The organism is Streptomyces sp. Rer75 (genome assembly GCF_013414305.1).
Taxonomy (GTDB): Bacteria; Actinomycetota; Actinomycetes; order Streptomycetales; family Streptomycetaceae; genus Streptomyces; species Streptomyces himastatinicus.
The window spans coordinates 5,560,583-5,583,176 of record NZ_CP058693.1 but is presented as its reverse complement, the minus strand read 5'-3'; the positions used below and the strand labels follow the sequence as shown (position 1 = coordinate 5,583,176).

Annotated in this window: 22 protein-coding genes; 18 read left to right on the top strand and 4 right to left on the bottom strand. The window is 72.0% G+C overall.

All coding sequences use genetic code 11. The features are described 5' to 3' along the window. Positions 1–5 precede the first annotated feature (5 nt). Positions 6–1,307: a two-component system sensor histidine kinase CseC gene (cseC, locus tag HYQ63_RS23895; protein WP_179935791.1), complete on the top strand. Its 1,302-nt coding sequence runs from the start codon at positions 6–8 to the stop codon at positions 1,305–1,307. Positions 1,308–1,406: 99 nt separating this feature from the next. Here cseC and HYQ63_RS23890 read toward each other — a convergent pair whose 3' ends face one another. After that, positions 1,407–3,035, bottom strand: coding sequence for an MDR family MFS transporter (locus HYQ63_RS23890; RefSeq protein WP_257232044.1), 1,629 nt, complete (start codon positions 3,033–3,035; stop codon positions 1,407–1,409). A gap of 165 nt (positions 3,036–3,200) precedes the next feature. Here HYQ63_RS23890 and HYQ63_RS23885 point away from each other — a divergent pair, with 165 nt between their 5' ends. Further along, a complete protein-coding gene (locus HYQ63_RS23885) occupies positions 3,201–3,788 on the top strand; it encodes a TetR/AcrR family transcriptional regulator (protein WP_179935790.1) in 588 nt (195 codons plus the stop codon). Between the two features lie 46 nt (positions 3,789–3,834). On the opposite strand, the gene HYQ63_RS23880 is transcribed toward HYQ63_RS23885, so the two are convergent. After that, the gene (locus HYQ63_RS23880) at positions 3,835–4,437 is read right to left on the bottom strand and encodes a M23 family metallopeptidase (RefSeq protein WP_179935789.1); all 603 of its coding nucleotides are present in this window, start codon (positions 4,435–4,437) and stop codon (positions 3,835–3,837) included. 339 nt (positions 4,438–4,776) lie between these two features. Between HYQ63_RS23880 and HYQ63_RS23875 the strand changes: the two genes are divergently transcribed. The 3 genes from HYQ63_RS23875 to HYQ63_RS23865 are packed head-to-tail and all read left to right on the top strand — an operon-like array spanning position 4,777 to position 9,069. Then, on the top strand, positions 4,777–7,761 hold the full coding sequence (locus HYQ63_RS23875; protein ID WP_179935788.1) for an NACHT domain-containing NTPase: 2,985 nt from the start codon (positions 4,777–4,779) through the stop codon (positions 7,759–7,761). 10 nt (positions 7,762–7,771) lie between these two features. After that, on the top strand, positions 7,772–8,593 hold the full coding sequence (locus tag HYQ63_RS23870; protein WP_179935787.1) for a class I SAM-dependent methyltransferase: 822 nt from the start codon (positions 7,772–7,774) through the stop codon (positions 8,591–8,593). Continuing rightward, on the top strand, positions 8,587–9,069 hold the full coding sequence (locus tag HYQ63_RS23865; protein WP_179935786.1) for a GNAT family N-acetyltransferase: 483 nt from the start codon (positions 8,587–8,589) through the stop codon (positions 9,067–9,069). The genes HYQ63_RS23870 and HYQ63_RS23865 overlap by 7 nt, the downstream gene beginning before the upstream one ends. Here HYQ63_RS23865 and HYQ63_RS23860 read toward each other — a convergent pair. Then, positions 9,035–9,826: a thioesterase family protein gene (locus HYQ63_RS23860; protein ID WP_373689135.1), complete on the bottom strand. Its 792-nt coding sequence runs from the start codon at positions 9,824–9,826 to the stop codon at positions 9,035–9,037. The genes HYQ63_RS23865 and HYQ63_RS23860 overlap by 35 nt on opposite strands. Positions 9,827–9,886: 60 nt before the next feature. On the opposite strand from HYQ63_RS23860, the gene HYQ63_RS23855 reads away from it, so the two are divergent. Then, entirely contained in the window at positions 9,887–10,339 is a 453-nt protein-coding gene (locus tag HYQ63_RS23855) for an Lrp/AsnC family transcriptional regulator (protein WP_179935785.1), read from the top strand. Here the strand turns inward: HYQ63_RS23855 and HYQ63_RS23850 are convergent. Then, entirely contained in the window at positions 10,299–10,733 is a 435-nt protein-coding gene (locus HYQ63_RS23850; protein ID WP_179935784.1) for a MerR family transcriptional regulator, read from the bottom strand. The genes HYQ63_RS23855 and HYQ63_RS23850 overlap by 41 nt on opposite strands. Before the next feature lie 92 nt (positions 10,734–10,825). Here HYQ63_RS23850 and HYQ63_RS23845 point away from each other — a divergent pair, with 92 nt between their 5' ends. The 12 genes from HYQ63_RS23845 to HYQ63_RS23795 all read left to right on the top strand — a co-directional run bounded on the left by HYQ63_RS23845 (position 10,826) and on the right by HYQ63_RS23795 (position 22,574). Next, positions 10,826–11,959 (top strand): NADH:flavin oxidoreductase, encoded by a 1,134-nt coding sequence (locus HYQ63_RS23845; protein WP_179935783.1) that lies wholly within the window; start codon positions 10,826–10,828, stop codon positions 11,957–11,959. A 117-nt stretch (positions 11,960–12,076) separates the two neighbouring features. After that, positions 12,077–12,337: an RNA-binding protein gene (locus HYQ63_RS23840; protein WP_179935782.1), complete on the top strand. Its 261-nt coding sequence runs from the start codon at positions 12,077–12,079 to the stop codon at positions 12,335–12,337. Positions 12,338–12,451: 114 nt separating this feature from the next. Beyond that, positions 12,452–13,864 carry a DUF2993 domain-containing protein gene (locus HYQ63_RS23835; protein WP_257232043.1) on the top strand — a complete coding sequence of 471 codons (1,413 nt, stop codon included), beginning with the start codon at positions 12,452–12,454 and terminating at the stop codon, positions 13,862–13,864. Positions 13,865–14,170: 306 nt separating this feature from the next. Next, positions 14,171–14,296 carry a hypothetical protein gene (locus HYQ63_RS44870; RefSeq protein WP_257232042.1) on the top strand — a complete coding sequence of 42 codons (126 nt, stop codon included), beginning with the start codon at positions 14,171–14,173 and terminating at the stop codon, positions 14,294–14,296. Positions 14,297–14,455: 159 nt separating this feature from the next. Beyond that, a complete protein-coding gene (locus HYQ63_RS23830) occupies positions 14,456–16,417 on the top strand; it encodes an ABC transporter ATP-binding protein (protein ID WP_179940433.1) in 1,962 nt (653 codons plus the stop codon). A 99-nt stretch (positions 16,418–16,516) separates the two neighbouring features. Beyond that, positions 16,517–18,367 carry a BTAD domain-containing putative transcriptional regulator gene (locus tag HYQ63_RS23825; protein ID WP_179935781.1) on the top strand — a complete coding sequence of 617 codons (1,851 nt, stop codon included), beginning with the start codon at positions 16,517–16,519 and terminating at the stop codon, positions 18,365–18,367. An 80-nt stretch (positions 18,368–18,447) separates the two neighbouring features. Continuing rightward, the gene (locus HYQ63_RS23820; RefSeq protein WP_179935780.1) at positions 18,448–18,573 is read left to right on the top strand and encodes a lasso RiPP family leader peptide-containing protein; all 126 of its coding nucleotides are present in this window, start codon (positions 18,448–18,450) and stop codon (positions 18,571–18,573) included. A 59-nt stretch (positions 18,574–18,632) separates the two neighbouring features. Continuing rightward, complete coding sequence (locus tag HYQ63_RS23815; protein WP_179935779.1) at positions 18,633–18,758, top strand: lasso RiPP family leader peptide-containing protein; 126 nt, start codon at positions 18,633–18,635, stop codon at positions 18,756–18,758. A gap of 124 nt (positions 18,759–18,882) precedes the next feature. Next, a complete protein-coding gene (locus tag HYQ63_RS23810) occupies positions 18,883–20,775 on the top strand; it encodes an asparagine synthase-related protein (RefSeq protein ID WP_179935778.1) in 1,893 nt (630 codons plus the stop codon). Beyond that, positions 20,772–21,029, top strand: coding sequence for a lasso peptide biosynthesis PqqD family chaperone (locus HYQ63_RS23805; RefSeq protein WP_179935777.1), 258 nt, complete (start codon positions 20,772–20,774; stop codon positions 21,027–21,029). Before HYQ63_RS23810 ends, HYQ63_RS23805 begins: the two co-directional genes overlap by 4 nt. Then, complete coding sequence (locus HYQ63_RS23800) at positions 21,026–21,448, top strand: lasso peptide biosynthesis B2 protein (RefSeq protein WP_179935776.1); 423 nt, start codon at positions 21,026–21,028, stop codon at positions 21,446–21,448. The genes HYQ63_RS23805 and HYQ63_RS23800 overlap by 4 nt, the downstream gene beginning before the upstream one ends. Then, the gene (locus HYQ63_RS23795; protein ID WP_179935775.1) at positions 21,435–22,574 is read left to right on the top strand and encodes an LLM class flavin-dependent oxidoreductase; all 1,140 of its coding nucleotides are present in this window, start codon (positions 21,435–21,437) and stop codon (positions 22,572–22,574) included. Before HYQ63_RS23800 ends, HYQ63_RS23795 begins: the two co-directional genes overlap by 14 nt. The last annotated feature ends 20 nt before the right edge of the window (positions 22,575–22,594 follow it).

The following is a 22,594-nucleotide window of genomic DNA, read 5'->3' as shown; positions in this document are numbered from 1 at the left end:
GGACCATGGTGAGACTCGCGCTCCGCTCCGGACTGCGCTGGAAGGTCAGCCTGGCGATCGCCGCGGTGAGCGCGCTGGTCGCGGTCGCGCTGAGCCTCGTCGTCCACAACGCGGCCCGGGTCTCCATGCTCGACAACAGCCGCACGGTGATGGACGAGCGGGTGAAGGTCGCCCAGAAGTGGTACGAGGAGTCCCGGGTGCTGGGCTTCGGCGCCAAGCTGGACGACGCGCGGCTGCCCGAGGACCTGCGGAAGTTCGCGGCGCGCGGGCAGCGCGCCACCTATCTGGAGGACTCCGGCACCGGCAGTCCCGAGGTGTGGGCGTCGGTGCCGCTGCGCGACGGCAAGGTGCTGTCGGTCCACACCCGCTTCCAGGACCGCTTCGCCGTCCTGGACGACCTGGACCGGGTGCTGATCCTGGGCTCGGTCTCGGTGGTGCTGGGCGGGATCGCGCTCGGCGTGCTCATCGGCGACCAGCTCTCGCGGCGGCTGCGCAAGGCCGCCACCGCGGCCCGCAAGCTCGCCGAGGGCGACTCCGAGGTGCGGGTACGGGACGCCATCGGCGGCCGGGTGCGCGACGAGACCGACGACCTGGCGCGCGCCGTCGACGGCATGGCCGAGGCGCTCCAGGAGCGGCTGGAGGCGGAGCGCCGGGTCACCGCCGACATCGCGCACGAGCTGCGCACCCCGGTCACCGGGCTGCTCACCGCCGCCGAGCTGCTGCCCCCGGGCCGCCCCACCGAGCTGGTGCGGGACCGGGCGCAGGCGATGCGCACGCTGGTGGAGGACGTGCTGGAGGTGGCCCGGCTGGACGGCTTCGCCGAGCGGGCCGAACTCCAGGAGATCGACCTCGCCGAGTTCATCACCCGCCGGGTGCGCGTGGTGTCCCCGGACGCCGTGGTCACGGTGGTGGCCCGGGACGCCCACGTCTCCACCGATCCCCGGCGGCTGGAACGCATCCTGGGCAATCTGCTGGCCAACGCCGCGCGGCACGGCAAGCCGCCGTTCGAGGTCACCGTGGAGGGCCGGGTGCTGCGGGTCCGCGACCACGGGCCCGGCTTCCCGGAGTCGCTGCTGAAGGACGGGCCGAGCCGGTTCCGCACCGGCAGCAAGGACCGGGCGGGCAAGGGCCACGGGCTGGGCCTGACCATCGCCGCGGGCCAGGCCCGGGTGCTGGGTGCGCGGCTGACGTTCCGTAACGCGGACCCGGCGGTGGAGGGCGAGGACGGCGCGGTGGCGGTGCTCTGGCTGCCGGAGTCGGCGCCCACCAACACCGGCAGCTTCCCCGTCATCGAGGTCCCGGACTGAACCGGACTGAACCGGACTGAACCGGACTGAACCGGACTGACGACGTACGCGAGCCGCCCGCCCTCGGGGAGGGACGGGCGGCTCGGGTTCCGTTACGCGTCAGACAGGTTCGGCCACCGGCGTCACATCGGCCGGGGTCTCGCCGTCGTCGGACTTGGGGGCGGCGCGCAGCGGGACCTCCTTGATGAACCAGGCCGCGAGGAAGCCGACGATGCTGATCACCGCGCCCCACAGGAACACCTGGTGCGCGCCGCTGGCCACGGCGTGGGTGTAGGCGTCCTTGATGGGCGGGGGCAGGTGCTTGATGCTCTCCGGGTCGAGCTGGGCGCTGCCGGAGGTGGCAGCCGCCGCCTTCGCGCCGCCCCGCTCGGCCATGGTGTCGTTCACCTGGTTGGTGAACAGGGCACCGAGGATCGCGACGCCGAAGGAGCCGCCCAGGGTGCGGAAGAGGGTGGCGGAGGAGCTGCCGACGCCCATGTCCTTCATCTCGACGCTGTTCTGCGCGATCAGCATGGTCGTCTGCATGAGGAAGCCCATGCCCGCGCCGAGCACCGTCATGTAGATGCCGGAGGTGGTGCGCGTGGTCTCGGTGTCCATCTGCGCCAGCAGGAACATGCCCGTGGTGATCAGGACGCCGCCGAGGATCGGGAAGATCTTGTACTTGCCGGTCTGGGTGGTGACCCGGCCCGCGACCAGCGAGACGACCATCATGCCGAGCAGCATCGGGAGCAGCAGCAGCCCGGAGTTGGTGGCGCTGGCGCCCTGGACGGTCTGCTGGAAGAGCGGCAGGAAGGTCATCGAGCCGAACATCACGAAACCGGTGAGGAAGCCGATGACCGTGACCAGCGAGAAGTTGCCGATCCGGAAGATGTGCAGCGGCAGCACGGGTTCGGCGACCCGCTTCTCGACGAACACGAACGCCACGAGCGCCACGACGCCGATCGCGCCGAGCCCGAAGATCTGGGCCGAGTCCCAGGCGTACTCGTTGCCGCCCCAGGTGGTGAGCAGCACGAGGGCGGTGATGCCCACGGTCAGCAGGACAGCGCCGGTGTAGTCGATCCGTCCCTCGTAGCGCTTCTTGGGCAGGTGCAGCACCGCGCTGATCGCGAAGAGGGCGATCGCGCCGAGCGGGATGTTGATGTAGAAGATCCAGCGCCAGCCGAGGTGGTCGGTGAGGGTGCCGCCGACCAGCGGGCCACCGATCATGGCCACGGCCATCACACCGGCCATCATGCCCTGGTAGCGACCGCGCTCCCGCGGCGGGACCAGATCGCCGATGATCGCCATCACGCCGACCATCAGACCGCCCGCGCCCAGGCCCTGGAGGGCCCGGAAGCCGATGAGCTGACCCATCGTCTGAGCCATGCCGGACAGGGCCGAGCCGACGAGGAAGAGGGCGATGGAGGAGAGGAAGATGCCCTTGCGGCCGTACATGTCGCCGAGCTTGCCCCAGATGGGGGTCGAGGCGGCGGTCGCCAGGGTGTACGCGGTCACCACCCACGAGAGGTGCTCGAGCCCGCCCAGCTCACCGACGATGGTCGGCATCGCGGTGCCGACGATCATGTTGTCGAGCATCGCGAGCAGCATCGCGATCATGAGGGCCAGGATCACCACGCTGGTGCTGTGGGTCTTCGGCTCCTTGCCCTGCTTGCCCGGAGCGGGCCGGGCGGCGCCCTGTGCGGGCAGGGAAGCGGGTGGCGCTTCACCTTCTTGCTTCTTCTGGGACATGATCTCCACTCCCCCTGGTTACGACGAGCTCCGGTGACGCGCCACTTACTTGCCGCCCGGCTAGTTGAGTACAGTGGGAACGGTAAGACGTCTACTAGCCGGGCGTCAAGTAAGTTTTGTTCGGCCTGCTCAGAGGGCTGGCCCCCACCCCCACAGGAGAGCATCTTGGGCAGCACACCGCGCCGGGGCGACACCCGTCAGCGCATCCAGGACGTGGCCCTGGACCTCTTCGCCAAGCAGGGGTACGAGAAGACCTCGCTGCGCGAGATCGCCGAACATCTCGACGTCACCAAGGCCGCGCTCTACTACCACTTCAAGACCAAGGAAGACATCGTCCTCAGCCTCTTCCGGGACCTGAGCGAGCCGCTCGACGAGCTGATCGCCTGGGGCGAGGGGCAGCCCCGCACCCTGGAGACCAAGCAGGAGCTGCTGCGCCGCTACAGCGCGGCCCTGGCCGACGTCGAACCGCTGCTGCGCTTCATGCAGGAGAACCAGGCGACGGTGCGCGAGCTGAGCATCGGCCAGTTCTTCAAGGACCGGATGATCGCGATGTCCGGCCTCATCCGCGACCCCGACGCCGGACTGACCGACCAGGTCCGCTGCACGACCGCGCTCTTCAGCATGCACGCGGGGGTCTTCGCGATGCAGACGATCGAGGGCGACCCCGAGGAGAAGCGGCAAGCCGTCCTCGAAGTCGCCCTCGACCTGCTGACCCAGGCACACGCGCCAGCGGAGCGCCTGGGCGACCGGTGACGCCCGAGGGAGACGGGGCGTCACCGGCCGGATTTCGACCCGGGGGTCAGATCTTGACGCCGTGCTGCCGCAGGAAGGGCAGCGGCTCCACGGCCGAGCCGTAGTTCGGCGTCGTACGGATCTCGAAGTGCAGGTGCGGGCCGGTCGAGTTGCCGGTGCTGCCGGACAGCCCGATCTGCTGGCCGGTGGTCACGCTCTGGCCTATCCGCACGTCGATCCGGGAGAGGTGCGCGGACTGCGAGTACGTGCCGTTGTCGTGCTTGATCACGATGGCGTTGCCGTACGCGGAGCCGTCCCCGGCGCCGTTCGGGCCCGCCTTCACGACGACGCCGGTGTGCACGGCCCGCACCGGGGTGCCGGTGGGCACCACGAAGTCCTGACCGCTGTGGTTGTGCGACCACAGGTTGCCCGCCAGGCCGAAGGCGGCGCCCAGGGCGTACTTGGCGACCGGGCTCTCCCAGGTGTCGGCCTTCTTCTTGGCCTCGGCGACCTTCGCGGGGGTGCTGGCGGCCGTCGCGTCCGCGGCGAACGTCGCGCCGGCGCCGAGCGCGAGCGAGGCGCCCACGCCCACGGCGATCACGGCGGCGCGGGCCCGCGCGAGGGACGAATGCGAATGCGGATAACGACGGGTGGTGGCGCGCGGGGCCATAGGGGACTACCTCCGGGAATGCGTGAAGACGACGCCCCTTGTTATCCCGTTCGCGCGATATGGCCAAGATGCGTCTCTACTAAGCGGTTCCGTAGTTCACGCACCTCCGGACCCCTTTCCGGTGGGGAATTCCATACCCCCTGACCTCGTGGTTCGTCCCGTCGCGCCGCGATTCCTATTTCCCGTAGTAGGTCCCGGATGCGCTGTGCCGCATATCACCGCGCGGCGCGATCCGCGCCCCTTTCGCAAGGACTTCCGGGTGTCCATTTCGGGACCAAAGTCCCTGCCCCGCCGGTATGCTGTCCGGCCAGGAGGCACCACTACCGGGGGGAATGGGACGTGGATCCCGCAGTCATCGGCGCGCGCCTCGCGTCCAGCGCCGTCGCACCGCTCGTCAAGAAGCTGTTCGTGCAGGAGGGGCCGGGCGCCGGGCTGGTGGACCGGCCCGTCCGCATCTCCTCCCTCGTCTCCTTCCGCGGCGAGAAGCGCACGCTGACCGACAAGGACCTGCGCAAGCTCGCCGCCGAACTCGTCGAACGTGCCATGGCGGGGGCGGGTCCGGGCGAGCGGCCGATCCCCGCCGACGAGGCCGAGCCGCTGACCGACGCGCTGGCCAGGTCGCTGCACTCACTGGGCGACCTGACCATGGACGACGTACAGGCCGTGCGGTTCGGCCACCGGGTGCTGGCCAAGGATCTCCACTACAAGGCCGAGCTTCCCGACGCCCAGCTCTCGCTGAACGCGTCCCGGCTCTACCGCAACCTCCTCGACACCGCCTGCCTGCACATCCTGCACTTCTTCACCCAGCGCTCGACCTTCGTCGCCCGCACCCTGGTCGAGCAGAGCGGTCAGCTCACCGAACTCATCACCAAGATCGACATCCTGATCGAGCGGCTCCCGTCCCAGTCCGCGCAGGACGCCGCGTTCGAGCGCCGGTACGCCGACTACACGGCCAAGAAACACGACACGCTGACCATCGTCGGCATCGACCTCAGCCACTCCGAGGCCACCTGGCCGCTGGACGCCGCGTACCTCAGCCTGGAGGCGGTCTCCCAGGATGAGCCTTCCCCCGGCCTCGACGGCGCCCCCCTCACCGCCCTCCCCGCCGACCGGGCCCTCTCCGGCCACGAGCGCGTCCTGCTGCGCGGGGTCGCGGGCTCCGGCAAGACGACCCTCGTCCAGTGGCTCGCCGTCTCCGCCGCCCGGCAGGAGCCGCCGCGCGGGCTGGAGCAGCTGATCGGCCGCGTCCCCTTCGTCCTCCCCCTGCGCACCATCGCCCGCCAGGACGCCCTGCCCTCCCCCGCCCGCTTCCTCGCCGCCGTCCACAACCCCCTGGACGCCGCCCAGCCCACCGGCTGGGCCGACCGCGTCCTCACCGCCGGACGCGGGCTGCTGCTGATCGACGGCATCGACGAGATCCCCGAACGCGACCGGGAGCGCACCCGCGCCTGGCTGGCCGACCTGCTCCTCGCCTACCCCGGCAACCTGTGGCTCGTCACCTCCCGCCCCTCCGCCGTCGCCGACGACTGGCTGGCCGCCCAGGACTTCAGCGAGTTCGCGCTGTCCCCCATGAGCCGCGACGACATGGCCGCCTTCATCGACCGCTGGCACGAAGCGGCGCGCCAGACGTGTCGTACGGACGACGAGCGCGCGGCCCTCGACGCGTACCAGAGCGCCCTCCACACGGCCGTCCGCACCAAGCAGGACCTCAGCCGGCTCGCCACCAACCCCCTGATGTGCGGCCTCATCTGCGCCCTCCACCGCGCCCGCCGCGGCTACCTCCCGCCCGGCCGCAAGGCCCTCTACGACGCGGCGCTCTCCATGCTCCTCACCCGCCGCGACACCGAACGCCACATCTACGCGCCCGGCGACATCCAGTTGGAGGAGGAGCCGCAGATCCAGCTCCTCCAGCGGCTCGCCTACTACCTGATCCGCAACGGCGAGGCCGAACTCGACCGCGACCGGGCCGAACGCATCGTCGCCGAGGCCCTGCCGTCCGTCCCGGCCGTGCGGGAGCTGGGCGACGCCCCCGGCATCCTCAGCCATCTGCTGCTGCGCAGCGGGCTGCTGCGGGAGCCTTCGGCGGGCACCGTGGAGTTCGTCCACCGCACCTTCCAGGACTACCTGGGCGCGAAGGCGGCGGTGGAGGCGTGGGACGTGGGCCTGCTGGTCAAGAACGCCCACGACTCCCAGTGGGAAGACGTCCTCCGCATGGCCGTCGCCCACGCCCGCCCGCGCGAACGGGCCGAGCTGCTGGGCAAGCTGCTGGAGCTGGCCCGCAAGAATTCCCAGTCCTCGCTACGGCTGTTCCTTCTGGCCATGGCCTGCCTCGACCACGCACCGGACCTGGATCCGGAGATACGTGAAGAGGTCACCCGGCACGCCATGGAGTTCATCCCGCCCCTGGACGTCCGACGGGCCCGGGAACTCGCCACGGTGGGCCCTCTCGTCCTGGAACTCCTGCCGCCGCCCGGGGACCTGACCGACCAGCAGGCGGAATGCTGCGTCGTGACGGCCTCACGCATCCCCGTGGACGCGGCCATCCCGTACCTGGCCCGATTCGCCGACCACCCCGCGATCGCCGTGCGCGCGCAGCTGGCCTCCAGCTGGGGACGGTTCGACACCGAGCGCTACTTCACCGAGGTGATCCTGCGCCTCGACCGGGAGGACCTGTACTTCGTGGCCGAGTCCATGGAGCACCTGCGCCTGCTCCAGGAGACCGGGCCACGTCCGGATCTGATCCTGCGCGGCGACTTCACCGAGGACGATCTCAGGGACCACCTCCGTGGTGAGGAGGTCACCCGGCTGCGGCTGGAGCGCAACGACGTGGTCGCCGACCTCGGCGCCATCAGCTATCTGACGCACCTCGACACGCTGTATCTGAACGGCTGCCCCGAAGCCCGCGACCTGACCCCGCTCTCCGAACTCCCCCTCCGCACCCTGGTCTACGACCTGCCCAGAGTGATGCCCTTCCCCGGGGGCCTGGACAAACTGGGGACCCTGGACCAGCTGAAGATCACCTTCGGTGAGTACCCGCTGTCGTTCTGCTTCCCCCCTGAGATCACCTGGCTGGACCTCCGTGTCCTGGGAGAGACGATCGACACCGCCTGGCTCGCCGCCGCGTGCCCCCGGCTCCGTCATCTGAACCTCGTGTTCACCTACGGATCCGCCGAGCCCATCGATCTGTCCCCGCTCGCCGTCCTCCCCGATCTGGAGACCGTCACCGTCAACGTGCCCGTCGCCAACCCGGACGCGCTCCCGGGCGTCGCCGTGAACAACGAGGTCGACGAAAACCGGATGAGCACCGGAAGGCGCACCCACTAGCGTCCCGGCCATGACGGACGACGACTGGCTGCGTCACAACCGCGCGAACTGGGACGACCGGGTCCGGGTCCACGCCCGCAGCGACTTCTACGATCTGCCGGGGTTCCGCGGCGGCGCCTGCACCCTGCGCGGCTTCGAGCTGGACGAACTCGGGGACGTCCAGGGCAAGCGGCTCGTCCACCTTCAGTGCCACATGGGGCAGGACACGCTGTCCTGGGCGCGCCGCGGGGCGGCGCACGTCACCGGGCTGGACTTCTCCGAGGCGGCCATCCGCACCGCGCGCGGGCTGGCCGCGGACGTCGGGCTCGGCAGCGACCGGGCGCGGTTCGTCGCGGCGGACGTGTACGACGCGCCCGCGGCGCTCGGCGGCGAGCGGTTCGACGTCGTGTACACCGGGCTCGGCGCGCTGTGCTGGCTGCCCGACATCCCGCGCTGGGCGCGCGTGGTGGCCGAGCTGCTGCACGACGGCGGGGTGCTGTACCTCGCCGAGTTCCATCCGTTCACCGAGGTGCTGGGGGACGACGGGAAGAGCGTCGAGGTGGACTACTTCGACGATCAGGGCGAGACGTGGGACGAGCCGCACACGTACACCGATGGGCCTCCGCTCGCCCACACCGTCTCCGTACAGTGGCAGCACCCGCTGGGGGCCGTGGTGACGGCCCTCGCGCGGGCGGGGCTGCGGATCGAGTTCCTGCACGAGCACGACACCACGCTCTTCCAGCGCTATCCGGTGCTGGAGCGGACCGGTCCCGCCGAGCAGCCCGTCTTCCGCTTCCCCGAGGGGCACCCCCGCCTGCCGCTGATGTACTCGCTCCGGGCGACGAAGTGGTGAACCTGCGGGTCCTCACGCCCGGGGACTGGCCGCTGTGGCGGGAGGTACGGCTCGCCGCGCTGACCGACGCGCCCCACGCGTTCAAGACCACGCTCGCCGACTGGCACCGGGGCGGGGAGGAACGGTGGCGGGCCCGTCTGGAGATGCCGGGCGCGTTCCACGTCGTCGCCCTCCGGGACGGCCGGGCCGTGGGCGTGGCGGGCGGGGTGCCCGGCGAGGGCGGGGTGCGGGAGCTGCGGTCGGTGTGGGTCGGCGCCGAGGCGCGCGGCCACGGGGTCGGTGACCGGCTGATCGGGGCGGTCGAGGGATGGGCGCGCCGTTCGGGCGGTACGACGCTGACGCTCGGCGTGCTCCCGGGCAACGACGCGGCCATCGCCCTCTACCGGCGCAACGGGTTCGTGTATCTGTCGTCCGACGGCGTGACCGGGGAGCAGATGATGGTCAAGGCGCTTCACCGGGCTGGGGGCGGACCGTGAGGATCTGCTGTGCGTGACCCACGGGTCCGTCGAGGTCGTGCAGGACGGTGCTGGTGATGCCCTGGCCGGTCGGGCCGAAGGCGACGCTGGTGTCGAGTCCGGTCCAGCGGCCCTCGGGCTGCCGGTGGAGGTGGAGGGTCAGGTCCACGTTGGGGAACATCCAGGCGGTGGGCGGCTGGCGGACGGCGATGCCGTTGGCGGTGTCGACCAGGGCGACGTAGGACGCCAGCGGGGTCGCGGTCTCCCCGGCGACGAGGTCCGTCCCGGTGGAGACCCAGACGGTGGCGCGGCCGGGCTGCGGCGGGGCGAGCGGCCGGACGTCCAGGGAGGCGATGAACCCGCCGGGCCAGACGGTGGACATGGCCCAGGGCGCGAGCGCGTCGGGCGGGGTGAGCCGGTCGGGGCCGCCGCCCGCGACGGCGCCGGTGTCCAGCGTGGTCAGGAGCCAGGCGCGGGCCCGGACCACCGCGCGGTCCGCTATGAGCACGGTGGCTTCGACGAGTTCGATGGTGCGGCCGGGCCGGAGGGTCTCCACCCGGACCTCGCACTCGTCGAGGGCGAGGCGCCCGAGGATGTCGAAGCTGATGCGGCTCAGGACCATGCCGGTCTCCGGACGCCCGGCCAGGTGGCGGTCGATGGCGTGCACGATCAGGCCGCCGAGCGGGCTGAAGTGCTGTTCGTCGGAGGCCCATGCGCCGCCTACGTGGCCGGTGGGCTTGAAGCGGTGTTCGGCGGTGCGCTCGAAGTAGCTGTCCAACGGGTTTCTCCTTGGCAGGCGTTGACGAGACCACCGTAAGGGTGAGGGAGAATCTTCCTCATGGATGACGTGGACCGGAAAATCCTTGCCGAGCTCCAGAAGGACGGGCGCCTCACCGTCACGGAGCTCGCCGAGCGCGTGCGCCTCAGCCTCTCGCCGTGCCACCGGAGGCTGCGCGCCCTGGAGCGCTCCGGCGCGATCAGCGGCTATCGCGCGCACCTCGACGCGCACGCCCTCGGCCTCACCTTCGACGCCCTCGTCTTCATCACGATGCACGACGCGTCCCGGGACACCGTCGCCGCCTTCGAGCAGGCCGTCGCCGCCATCCCCAACGTCCTCCAGGCGCAGCGGCTCTTCGGCGACCCCGACTATCTGTTGCGCGTGGTCACCCGCGACCTGCCCGCCTTTCAGGAGCTGTACGACGACCGCCTCGCCACGCTCCCCGGCGTGCAGCGCCTCAGCTCCACCCTCGTCATGAAGGACGTCGTCGTGGACCGGCCGCTGCCGCTGTGAGCCGGGGCGGTTGGTGCCGCGGCGGCTGGTGCCGGGGCGGCTGGTGCACGCAGGTGCTCACCTTCGTGGAGGCGATCACGGTGTCGAGCCGGTCGCGGGCCTCGGCCAGCTCGCCCATCTGACGTTCGATGCGGTCGCGCTCGGCGAGCAGCAGTTCCAGCATCGCCGGGGTCGCCTCACCGGTGTCGACGCACGGCATCAGCTGCACGATGGTCCGGCTCGACAGCCCCGCCGCGTACAGCTGCTGGATCAGATGGACGCGGTCGACCGCGCTCTCGGGGTAGTGCCGCTGGCCGCTGGCGCTGCGCTCCGGGTGGAGCAGGCGCTGCTCCTCGTAGTAGCGCAGCGCCCGTACGCTCACTCCTGCCTGCGCGGCGAGTTCACCGATGCGCACTCAGGTCTCCTCCCTGCGACATTTGCCCCTGACGTCAACGTCAGGTTTTAGCTTAGCTCCGCGAAACATCATCTGCTTCGAGGAGCCTTCACGTGCCTGCCAGCAGCGCTGCCGCCGACCGCGCGGCTCAGATCCTGTCCCGCCCGTTCACCCTGGGCGGGCTCACCGTGCCGAACCGGATCGCCATGGCGCCGATGACGCGCCAGTTCTCGCCGGGCGGCGTCCCCGGCGCCGATGTGGCGCAGTACTACGCGCGCCGGGCGGCCGGTGGGGTCGGGCTGGTCATCACCGAGGGGACGTACGTCGGCCACGACTCGGCGGGGGACAGCGACCGGGTGCCGCGCTTCCACGGGGAGGACGCCCTGGCGGGCTGGAAGAACGTGGTGGCGGAGGTGCACCAGGCCGGCGGCCGGATCATGCCGCAGCTCTGGCACGTCGGGGTGACGCGCGCCGAGGGCTCGGGACCGGTCCCCGACGCCCCGACGGTCGGCCCGTCGGGCATCGGCCTTGACGGCAACCCCGCGGGCCGGGCCATGACCCAGGACGACCTGGACGCGGTGATCGCCGCCTTCGCCGACGCCGCGGCGGCCGCTGAGCGGACCGGCTTCGACGGGATCGAACTGCACGGCGCCCATGGCTATCTGATCGACGCGTTCCTGTGGGAGCGCACCAACCAGCGCACCGATGGCTACGGCGGCGACCCGGTCGCCCGTACCCGCTTCGCCGCCGAGATCGTGGCCGCGTGCCGCAAGGCCGTCTCCGCAGACTTCCCGATCGTCTTCCGCACCTCGCAGTGGAAGTCGACCAACTACGACGCGAAGCTCGCCACGACCCCGCAAGAGCTGGAGGCGATCCTCACCCCGCTCGCGGAGGCCGGGGTGGACGCCTTCCACTCCTCCACCCGCCGGTACTGGCTGCCGGAGTTCGAGGGCTCGGATCTGAACCTGGCGGGCTGGACGAAGAAGCTCACCGGCAAGGCCACCATCAGCGTCGGCTCTGTCGGCCTGGACAAGGAGTTCGATCCCTCGGCGTTCCGGAGCGGGACCCGGGTCGGGGTGGCGGCCAACATCGAGAAGCTGCTGGACCGTCTGGAGCGGGACGAGTTCGACCTCATCGCGATCGGCCGCGCCCTGATCGCCGACCCGGAGTGGGTCCGGAAGGTGCTCAGCGGGGACACGGAGGCGCTCGTCCCGTTCGCCGCCGACCAGCTCCAGACCCTGCACTGAGCCCGGCCGGGTCACCGTTCAGCCCAATCGCAATGGCCCGCTTCCTCCCTCGCTGCGACGATTGACCCGATTGGCGCCACCTTGACGGCGTCCCGGAGCAGGCAGGGAGAGCGGGTCATGTCGAAGCGGCTGCACGTGGGCAATCTGAGCTACCAGACCACGAAGGACGACCTGGAGAAGCTGTTCGCGCAGTTCGGGGCGGTGATGGACGCGACCGTCATCACCGACCGGGACACCGGGCGCTCACGGGGGTTCGGGTTCGTGGAGATGGCGGACATGGACGCCGAGAAGGCCATGGCCCAGCTGGATGGACAGGAGATGAACGGGCGGTGCGTCACCGTCACCGAGGCACGGGCGGTTTCGCGCGGCGGGCGGTGAACGGGGGCGGGGACGGGGGCGGACGGCACGGCGGATTCCGTTGCGTGAGCGTGCCGTTCGCCACGTATCGCCGCTAGGACTTGCGGGTGGAGCAGTGTGGCGTGGTGGTATTGGATGATGCGATCCCCCACACGCATATCTTCACCTCGTCCCCACAATTCGCACCGCGGCTCGCACCCCGACGACTCGCGCGGCGCCGCGCAGCACGACGCGGACGACGCCGCGCACCGCCACGCGGACGGCGCCGCCGCGCAGCACGACGCGTCGCACGACGCGGACCGCGACGCGCCGAGCGCCCCGTACAGCAACCCGTACGAGGAACTCGCCGAGCTGGCCGATCCGTACGACCCGGACGACCCGCTCGGCCTCGGGCTGAAGCCGGACGACGACGACACCTCCGACCTCGGGGCCGCCGGCGGCAAGGACGGCGTGAACGGGGAGGACGGCGAGCCGTGGTCGCCGCCCGACCACGGCCGCTCCCGGCGCGGCCGGCGGCGCGGCCGCGGGCGCTTCAAAGCGGTGCCGCTCACCGCGAAGGCGGTCATCGGGGTGCTGGTGCTCGCGGCGCTGGCGGTGCTGGCCGACCGGTGCGCCGTGATGTACGTGGAGCGCAAGGCGGAGGCCGCGCTACAGAAGAAGCTCAAGCTGGCCACCGCCCCCAACGTGACCATCCACGGCTTCCCGTTCCTCACCCAGGTGGTGGACAAGAAGCTGAAGCAGGTCGACGTGGCGGTGCCCGACGTGGCGGCCGACCGCGTCTCGCTCGCCGAGGTGAACGTCCAGGCCCAGGACATCCGGCTGAACGCCGATCTGCCCACCTCCATCAAGGGCGCCGTGGTGGACTGCATGAAGGGCGACGTGCTGCTGGCCTTCGAGGACCTCGACCGGGAACTGGGCGCCTCCCAGGTGCGGTTCCGGGCGTTCGGCCCCAACTCGGTGCGCGCGGACGGCAAGCTGCCGGTGGCCGGGCAGAACGTGTCGCTGCACGCGATGGCCCACATACAGCGCCAGGGAGACCGGGGGATCTCCACCGAGGTGACGGGCATGCGGCTGGAGATACCCGGGATCGCCACCTACCGGCCGGGCAAGAACGCCGGGCTGCGGCTGCACCCCAAGGCGGCCCAGCAGATCAGCAAGGACACCGCGAAGGCGCGGGCGCTGCTGGAGGTGCCGTCGGTGGCGGAGCGACTGGGGATCGCTCCCGAACCGGCCGGGCGGGCGCGTCAGGACGACGGGCAGCTGGACAAGATCACCGGGTCGCCGACGTTCGTGCCCGCGCTGACGAAGGTCAACCTCGTCGACGTGACGAACGAGCACCCCGAGCTGGTCAAGAAGCTCGGCATCGACCCGACGGTGGCCGCCGCGCTGACCAAGTACAAGCTGCCGGAGCTGTCGGAGAAGCTGTCGCTCTCCTTCCAGCTGCCGGAGAAGGCCAAAGACATCAAGATCCAGAACATCGGTGTGGAGCCGGACGGGATCGTGGCCGACCTCACCGGCACCCGAATGGGCTTCGGAAAGCGGCCATAAAGCGGCCATAAAGCGCCGCACGCTGCAAAGATGAGGATTCTCAAATAGCGCGGTGACCCGTCGAAGGGGCCGGTGGCATGGCGCCACCGGCCCCTTCGTCATGCCTGAACAGGCGCGCCCACGCAGGACGCAGACGGGTCCGCGGCGGTTCCCGCGATCGCCTGAGAAATCCGTCAGACGGCTCTGGGCAAACACACAGCCGAGTCCGAACTCACTCACGGATAGCCCTCCTAATGTTTTCCGTGTCGAAGCCGAACGGCCCAGACAAAAGAAAAAGAATCGCCGTCATAGCGAGAGGAAAACATCATGAGCTTCAAGAAGATCGCCCCGGTCAAGCCCGCCCGCAAGCCCGCCCCGGCGAAGAAGAAGCACCCCAAGCCGGCCCCGAAGGCCCCGCAGCAGCGCCAGCCGCGTCGCCCCATCGGCGGCTGACCCGCCCCCTGAAAGGCGGGCCCGCGGCAATCGCGCCACGGGCCCGCCTCGGCCGTTTCCGGACCCGGGAGACCCCACGTGACCTCACCACCGCCACCGCCCTCATCCTCGCCGTCGTCCTCGCCGTCGTCCTCGCCCTCGTACGACGACCAGGCCACCATGCAGCTGCGCCTGGTCGTGGCCGATCCCGCGACCGGCCGCGGTCGGCACCGGCGCCCCGGGCGGCCCCGCCCGTACGGCCGCCACCAGCGGGCGGTGCAGCCGCTGCCCGAGGAGTACGCGTACGCCCCCGTCATCACGGAGGGCGGCGAGGAGGCGGAGCCGACCGCTCCGCAGCTCCCGGCGCGGCTGGCGTTCCGCCGGTTCTGGCCGCTGACCAAGGGCGATCGCCGCTGGATCGTGCTGATCTGCGTCTGCGTCATCGCCGCGGCGCTCGCCGAGACCGCCGCGATCCTGCTCTTCTCCGACCTCACCGACAACGCCCTGCGGCAGGGGTCGCTCAGCGCGTTCTGGAGCCCCGCGGCGCAGTGGCTCGCGGTCGCCGTCCTGGGCGCGGGCGTCGGCTACGCAGGCAACTCGCTCGCCGTCTGGACCGCCGAGCGCTTCGTGATGCGGCTGCGGGCCCGGGTCTTCGGGCACGTCCAGGACCTGCCGCCGCACTTCTTCTCCCGCCACCGCCAGGGCGATCTGCTGGAGCGTCTCACCGGGGACATCGACGCCATCGAGCAGATGGTGGTGTCCGGCGTGGTGGGCACCGTGTCGGCGATCTTCAGCACCGTCTTCTTCTCGGTCGCCGCGTTCACGCTGCGCTGGGACCTGGCGCTGGCCACCTTCGTCCTGGCGCCGCTGTTCTGGCTGGCCGCGCGGCGCTTCTCCGGCCGCATCAAGTCGGTCGCCCGGGAGGAGCGGGTCGCCGACGGCGCGATCACCTCGGTGGTCGAGGAGTCCCTCGCGAACGTCGTGCTCACCCAGGCGTACAACCGCAAGGGCGCCGAGGAGGACCGGCTGCGGCGGGAGGCCGGGGCGTGGATGCGGGCCTCGGTGTCCGGGGCGCGCATGAGCGAGCTGTACGAGCAGCTGGTGGAGGTCATCGAGACGCTGTGCGTACTCGCCGTCATCGGGCTCGGCGCCTGGGAGATCTCCCAGGGCCGGATGACGATCGGCCAGCTGCTCGCCTTCGCCGCCTTCCTCGGCTACCTCTACCCGCCGATCCGCAACCTCGGGCAGCTGGGCCTGACCCTCACCGCCGCGACCGCGGGCGCCGAACGGCTGCTGGAGGTCCTCGACGCCGAACCCGCCGTGCGCGATCCCGCGCCGGGAGCGGCCGTCCAGCCGTGGCGGGTGCACGGCACGGTCGAGTTCGACCGGGTCGGCTTCCGCTACCCGGGCGCCGAACGGCCGACCCTGGCCGGGGTGTCGCTGGCCGCCCGCCCGGGTGAGTTCGTCCTGATCACGGGGGCGAGCGGGGCGGGCAAGTCGACCGTCTCCAAGCTGCTGCTGCGCTTCTACGACCCGGGCGAGGGCTACGTACGGCTGGACGGGGTGCCGCTGCACGCCGTACCGCTCACCTTCCTGCGCGACCACGTGACCCTGCTGCCGCAGGAGACGCTGATCCTGCACGACACGATCCGCGAGAACATCGCGTGCGGGCGGCCGGGCGCGAGCGACCACGACGTCGTCCGGGCGGCGCGGGACGCGGCCGCCGACGAGTTCATCCGCGCCCTGCCCCAGGGGTACGACACCCGCATCGACCCGCACACGGCCCAGCTCTCCGGCGGCCAGCTCCAGCGGATCGCCATCGCCCGGGCGATGCTGCGCAACGCCCCCGTCCTGGTCCTCGACGAACCCACCACCGGACTCGACGCCCTGGCCGCACGGCGCGTGGTCCGGCCGCTGCGGCGGCTGATGGCGGGCCGTACGACGATCATGATCACCCACGACCTCAACCTGGCCCCGGACGCCGACCGCATCCTGGTCCTCGACCACGGCCGCCTGGTGGAGACCGGCACCCACCACGAACTGCTCGCCCTGGGCGGCGCCTACGCCCGCCTCCACGGCTCCCAGAACGGCTCCCTGACGGACACCGGATCCCACCCCACGGTCCAGCTCGGCCCGTCCTGAGAGATTGTCGGTCGTTCGGCCGTCTGTGCTTCCCACCGCGCTTCCCTACGGTCAACAGGGCTGGTCAACCCAGCTCGGAACACAGGGGGAAGCACGTTCATGAGCACCATACGGATCAACCTGCTCGGCGCGTTCGAGGTGGTGGCGGACGACGGACGGCCGCTCGTGCCGACGGGCAAGCAGCGCACGTTGCTGGCCGCTCTCGCGGTGCGCTGCGGGCGTCCGGTCTCCACCGACGTCCTCATCGACACGCTGTGGGACGGGGACCCGCCGCCGTCCGCGCGCACCACCCTGCGCGGCACCGTGCGGCGGCTGCGCCGCACCCTCGGGGACACGGACGCCAATGAGGCGTACGCGGTGCGGTCGATGCCGAACGGCTACCAGCTCGACCTCGACGCCGATGCCGTCGACCTGCACCTCTTCCGGCGGCTGCGGGCCGAGGCCGCGGGCGCCCGGGGCACCGGGCGGGAGCCGGAACTGCTCCGGCGGGCCCTCGGGCTGTGGCGCGGCGAGGCGCTGTGCGACGTCGAGTCGGACGCCCTGCGCGGCGACCTGACGGCCGCCGTCGAGGAGGAACGCGTCCAGACGACACAGCGGCTGATGGAGCTGGAGACGCACGCCGGGCAGTACGAGCGGGTCATCACCGAGGCACGGCGGCTGATCGCGGAGCACCCCTTGCAGGAGCGCTTCCGGGAGCAGCTGGTGCGGGCGCTGGACGGGGCGGGCCGCAGGCCGGAGGCGCTCGCGGAGTACGAGCGGGCCCGGGTGCTGCTCGCCGACGAACTGGGCGTCAGCCCGGGGGCCGGGCTCCAGCGGCTGTACCGGCGGCTGCTGACCGACGACGAGCCGGAGCGCCCCACGGAGACGACGGCCGGTGCCGCGGAGGACGGCGGCAGTGCGGCGGTGCCTCGTCAGGTCCCGCTGGACGTCCCCGGCTTCACGGGGCGCGCGTCCGCCCTCGCCACGCTCGACGCCCTCCTCCGCGCCGGGGCCGACACCGTCCCGCCCGTGGTCATCGAGGGGGCCGCGGGGATGGGGAAGAGCGCGCTGGCCGTGCACTGGGCGCACCGCGCCGCGGCCCACTTCCCGGACGGCCAGCTCTACCTGGATCTGCGCGGTTACGAGGCGCGGCCCGCCGTGGAGCCGTACGACGCGCTGGCCTCGCTGCTGCGCGGCATCGGTGTGCCCGACGCCGGTATCCCGGACGACACCGCCGACCGGGCGGCGCTCTTCCGCAGCCGTACCGCCGGAAAGCGGCTGCTGGTGCTGTTGGACAACGCGCGCGACGCCGAGCAGGTCACCGAACTGCTGCCCGCGCAGAGCTGTCTGGTGGTGGTCACCAGCAGGCGGCGGCTGCGCGGTCTGGTGGTGCGCTGGGGTGCGCGGCGGGTCGGCCTCGGCCCGCTGGACGACGCGGCCGTGGCCGAGCTGCTGGGGGACGCCGTGGCGGACCCGGACCGGGCCGTTACGGCCGAACTCGCCCGGCTCACCGGCGGGATGCCGCTCGCGGTCCGGCTGCTGGCCGAGTACGCGCAGCGATGTCCGGGCACCCCGGCCGCCGAACTCGCCGCCCTGCTGCGCGACGACCGCCTCCGGCTGGATCTGCTGGACTCCGGCGACGGCCAGGACCCCGGTCTGCGCGAGGCGTGGCGCAGCTCCGTGCTGCACCTGGAACCGGGGGCGCGGGCGCTGTTCGAGCTGCTCGGTACCCATCCGATGCCGGATATGACGGTCGATGAGGCCGCCTCGTACACGGGCGGGGAATGGCAGCAGGCGTACCGGGACCTCGAAAGCCTCGCCGCGCTCCATCTCGTGGATCCGCTGGACCGATTCCGCTATCGCCTTCCCGCGCTGACCTGTCTTTTCGCCAGGGAATTGGCGGCGGCCCGCCGGAACGGGCCCCGTACCACGGCCATACCACTGACGTACCACCGCCGGCTGGCAGCGTAAGGGATGAGCCGGGAAAGCGGTGGCCTCCGCTTCCCGGGTCGATTCTGCATACGACGGCAAATGAGAGAGGGCTTGTTCTCATGAACGACGAGACGATCACGTACGAGGCACCGGCCATTGTCGACGCCGGGGACTTCACCGAGGTCACCCTCGGCGGTGGCGGCGGTGGCGCCGACTGGGAGGGCCTCTGCTGGATCTTCTGCTGACCGGCCCACGCTGAATCCCTTTTCCACATAGCGAGGAAAGCGAGAAGGAAATGAACACCATGCACCAGGAGACGGCCGTCTACGAGCCCGCCGTCATCGAGGAGATCGGTGACTTCGCCGAGGTCACGCTCGGCGGCGAGGGCCACGGCTGGGACGCCGTGCAGGAATGCGCGATGTTCTGCTGAACCCTTCCGGCTGAACCTTTCCGGAATGTGCGGCCGGGCCGGTACGGCGTGAACGCAATGCGCCGGACCGGCCCGGTCCCCTCCCACCAGCCCCCATCAGCGAAAGCCGAGGACGAAGGACGACATGGAATTCGTGATTCTTCCGGATTCCCCCGCGGGGAGCCGTATCGCGGACCGGATCACGGCCGCGGCGGCCGAGGAGGAGGCCGCCGCCGGACGGCCCCCGCTCAGCGTTCTTCCGCATGCGTCCGGGCGCCCGTGGGTGGTCGGCCGGTGGCGCGCGGACGAGATCGTCCAGGCCACCGCCGGCGCCCGGCGCGTCGCCCTGCTCGGCCCGAGCGGGGCGACGCCCGCCATGCTCACCGCGGCGCTCGCGGACGCCCGCCGCCCGGCCGACTTCGACCGGCTGGCCCGTACGACCGCGGGCAACTTCCACCTGGTCGCGGCCGTCGACGGCGTCGTCAGGGCGCAGGGCAGCGCCGGGGCCTCGTGCCAGATCTACACGGCCGCCGTGGAGGGCGTCACCGTCGCGGCCGACCGGCCCGACACCCTCGCCGCCCTGACCGGTGCCGGGGTGGCGGAACAGCGGCTCGCGGACCGGCTGTTGCACGCGGCGCCGCCCGGGCCGCTGGAGGAGGGCAGTCTGTGGGAGGGCGTGGAGCGCCTGCCCGCCGACCATTACCTGACGCTCGCGCCCGACGGCGGCAGCGGCACCGCGCGCTGGTGGACCGTGCCGGAACCCGAGGTACCGCTGGCCGAGGGCGCGGAGGCGATCCGCGAGGCGCTGCGCGACGCGGTGAGGGCCCGTATGTCGGCGTCCTGGGGCGACGGGGGACGTCTCAGCGCCGACCTCTCGGGCGGCATGGACTCCACCAGTGTGTGCTTCCTCGCCGCATCGCTCACCCCCGACCTGCTGACCTACCGCTTCGAGGCCGCCGACGCCGCCAACGACGACGAGGTCTGGGCGGCGCGGGCGGCGCGGGCCATGGGGGACGCGGAGCACCGGATCATCCCCCGGGAAGAGATGCCCCTCAACTTCGCCGGGCTGCTCGAACCGGACCCCGACCTGGAGGGCCCGTTCCCCTGGATCAGGACCCGCACCCGCCTCGCCGACCAGGCGCGTCACCTCGCCGCGGGCGGCTCCCGGGGGCACTTGAGCGGCCACAACGGGGACGAGCTGTTCTACGCGGCGCCCGCCTACGACCACACGCTGGTGCGCTCCCATCCGCTGCGCGCCGCCCACATCATCCGCGTCGGCCGCGCGCACCGCCGCTGGAAGCTGGCGCCGATGCTGCGCGCGCTGGCCGACAACCAGTCGTACGGGTCCTGGATCGCGGCCCAGGCGCGGCGCCTGGACACACCTCCGCCGCCGCCCTCCGAACCGTCCGTCAGCTGGGGTTTCGAGGTGCGGATGCCGCCCTGGGCGACGGGCGACGCGGTCGCCGAGACGGCCCGGCGGCTGCGCGGCTGCGCCGACGCCGCGCCGCTGCATCCGCTGCGCGCCCAGCACATGGCGCTCCAGGCCGCCCGGCGCGGCGGGAACGCGCTGCGCCGGGCGAGCCGCCTCTGCGCCCGGTACGGGGTGCCCTGGCACAGCCCGTACGCCGACGACCGGGTGCTGGAGGCGGCGCTGTCGATCCGCTTCGCCGACCGCGCCGCCCCGAACACGTACAAGAACGCGCTGGCCACGGCGATGCGCGGGGTGGTGCCCGACGCCATCCTGGACCGGCCGACCAAGGGCGAGTTCAGCGCCGACGTGTACGCGGGGCTGCGCCGCCACCGGGCCGAGCTGCTCGCACTCTGCGAGGACTCGCACCTGGCCCGGCTCGGGCTCATCGACCCGGCGCGGCTGCGCGAAGCGCTCCTGGCCCCGCACCCGAAGTCGATGACGATGCTGCCCCTGCTCAACACCCTGGGCACCGAGTCCTGGCTGCGCTCGGTGGCCGAGCTCGGCAAGCCCGCCGCCCTCGGCAAGCCCGCCGCCCCGCGCCCGCAGCCCGTTGGAGGTTCCCGATGACCATCGCGCTCGCCCCTCATGTCACCGCGTCCGAGACCGAGGACGGCCTGGTCCTGCTGGACGAGGAGCAGGGGCGCTACTGGCAGCTCAACCGCACGGCGTCGCTGGTGCTGCGGCTGCTCCTGGAGGGCAACGAGGTCCCCGAGGTGGTGGACACCCTCCGCGCCCGCACCCCCGAGGGGTCCGAGCGGGCCGCGGAGGACGTCGAGAAGCTGCTCGCCTCGCTGCGCCGGTCGAAGCTGGTGACCGCATGAGCATGCCGGTCACGCTGGAGAGCCGGACCCGGGTCCCGTGGCACCACCGCGCGGCGGCGCGGTTCGCCGTCGGCGCCGCCCGGCTGCTCGTACGGCTGCGCCCGCGGCGGCTGCGCCGGGTGCTGGAGTCGGTGCGGCGCGGGGCCCGTCCCGCGGACGCGGCCACCGCCGGTGCCGCCCGCGCCGCCGTGGTCGCCGTCAGCAGGCGGTGCGCCGCCCAGCAGTGTCTTCAGCGCTCCGTCGCCACGGCGCTGCTGTGCCGGATGTGGGGGGTGTGGCCCGACTGGTGCACCGGGGTCCGGACCCAGCCGTTCCGGGCGCACGCCTGGGTGGAGGCCGACGGGCAGGCCGTCGGCGAGCGCGAGGACGTGACGCTCTACCGCACGATGATGGAGGTGCGCGCCCATGACCGCCGCTGACCCGGTCCGCGAACCGGTCCGCTTCGGCACGCTGATATCGGCCAACCGCCACGAGGGGCAGAGCGACGCCGATGTGCTCGCGCGCTCGGTGGCCGTGGCCCGTAAGACGGAGGAACTCGGTCTTGACGACGTGTGGGTGACCGAGCACCACTTCCTGCCGTCGGTGGTGGCGCCCTCGGCGATGTCGTTCGCCTCGTTCCTGCTCGGCACCACCAGCCGGGTGCGGGTCGGCACGGCCGTCGCCCTGCTCCCGCTGCACTCCCCGGTGCACATCGCCGAACAGGCCGCGTTCATGGACCACGTGGGGCAGGGGCGGTTCGTCCTCGGCGTGGGGCGCGGGCTGCCGGTCGTCGAGTACGAGGTGATCGGCGGCGGCCCGGCGCACTGGAAGGACGGCCTCGGCGAGGCGCTCGACCTCACGCTTCGGGCGTGGACCGGGAAGGTGTCGGCCGACTCCGCGCTGCACCGCTTCCGGCCCGTGACGGTCTCGCCCACCCCGCGCACCCCCGAGGGCCCGCCGGTGTACGTCGCGGCAAGCTCCCCCGACTCGGTCGCCCTCGCCGCCGAGCGCGGCATCCCGATGCTGCTGTACTTCGACAAGGACGCGGCCGCGAAGGCCGACATGATCGCCCGTCACACCGCCCTCGCCGATGAACACGGCCACCGGGACCCGGCGGCCGGTGACCACGCGTTCGCCGTCTACGCCCAGGTCACCGACACCGAGGAGCAGGCCCACGCCCTCATGCGGGACCGGGCCAAGCGCTCGCTCCGGGCCAACCAGGACTCGCAGATCATCATCGGCGACGGGGACGGGCCGCGGCAGGCCACGCCCGGGGAGGACGAGGAGACGGTCGACCGGATGGCGCGGAAGATGCTCGCGGAGCACCCGGTGGGGACCGTCGACACCTGCGTCGAACGGCTCGTCCACGCCATCACGACGTGCGGGGCGCGGCGGGTGCTGTGCCAGGTGGAGGTGTCCGGCGAGCGGCACGGCTCGCTGCGGAACCTCGAACGCCTCACCACCGAGGTGTTCCCCGAGGTCCGCCGCCGCGTCGGCCCGCCGCCCATCGGCCCGGCCGGGCCCGTCGGCCCGCCGCCCGTCGGCACGCCGCCGCCGGCGGCCTGACCGTCGTCCGACCCGTCCAG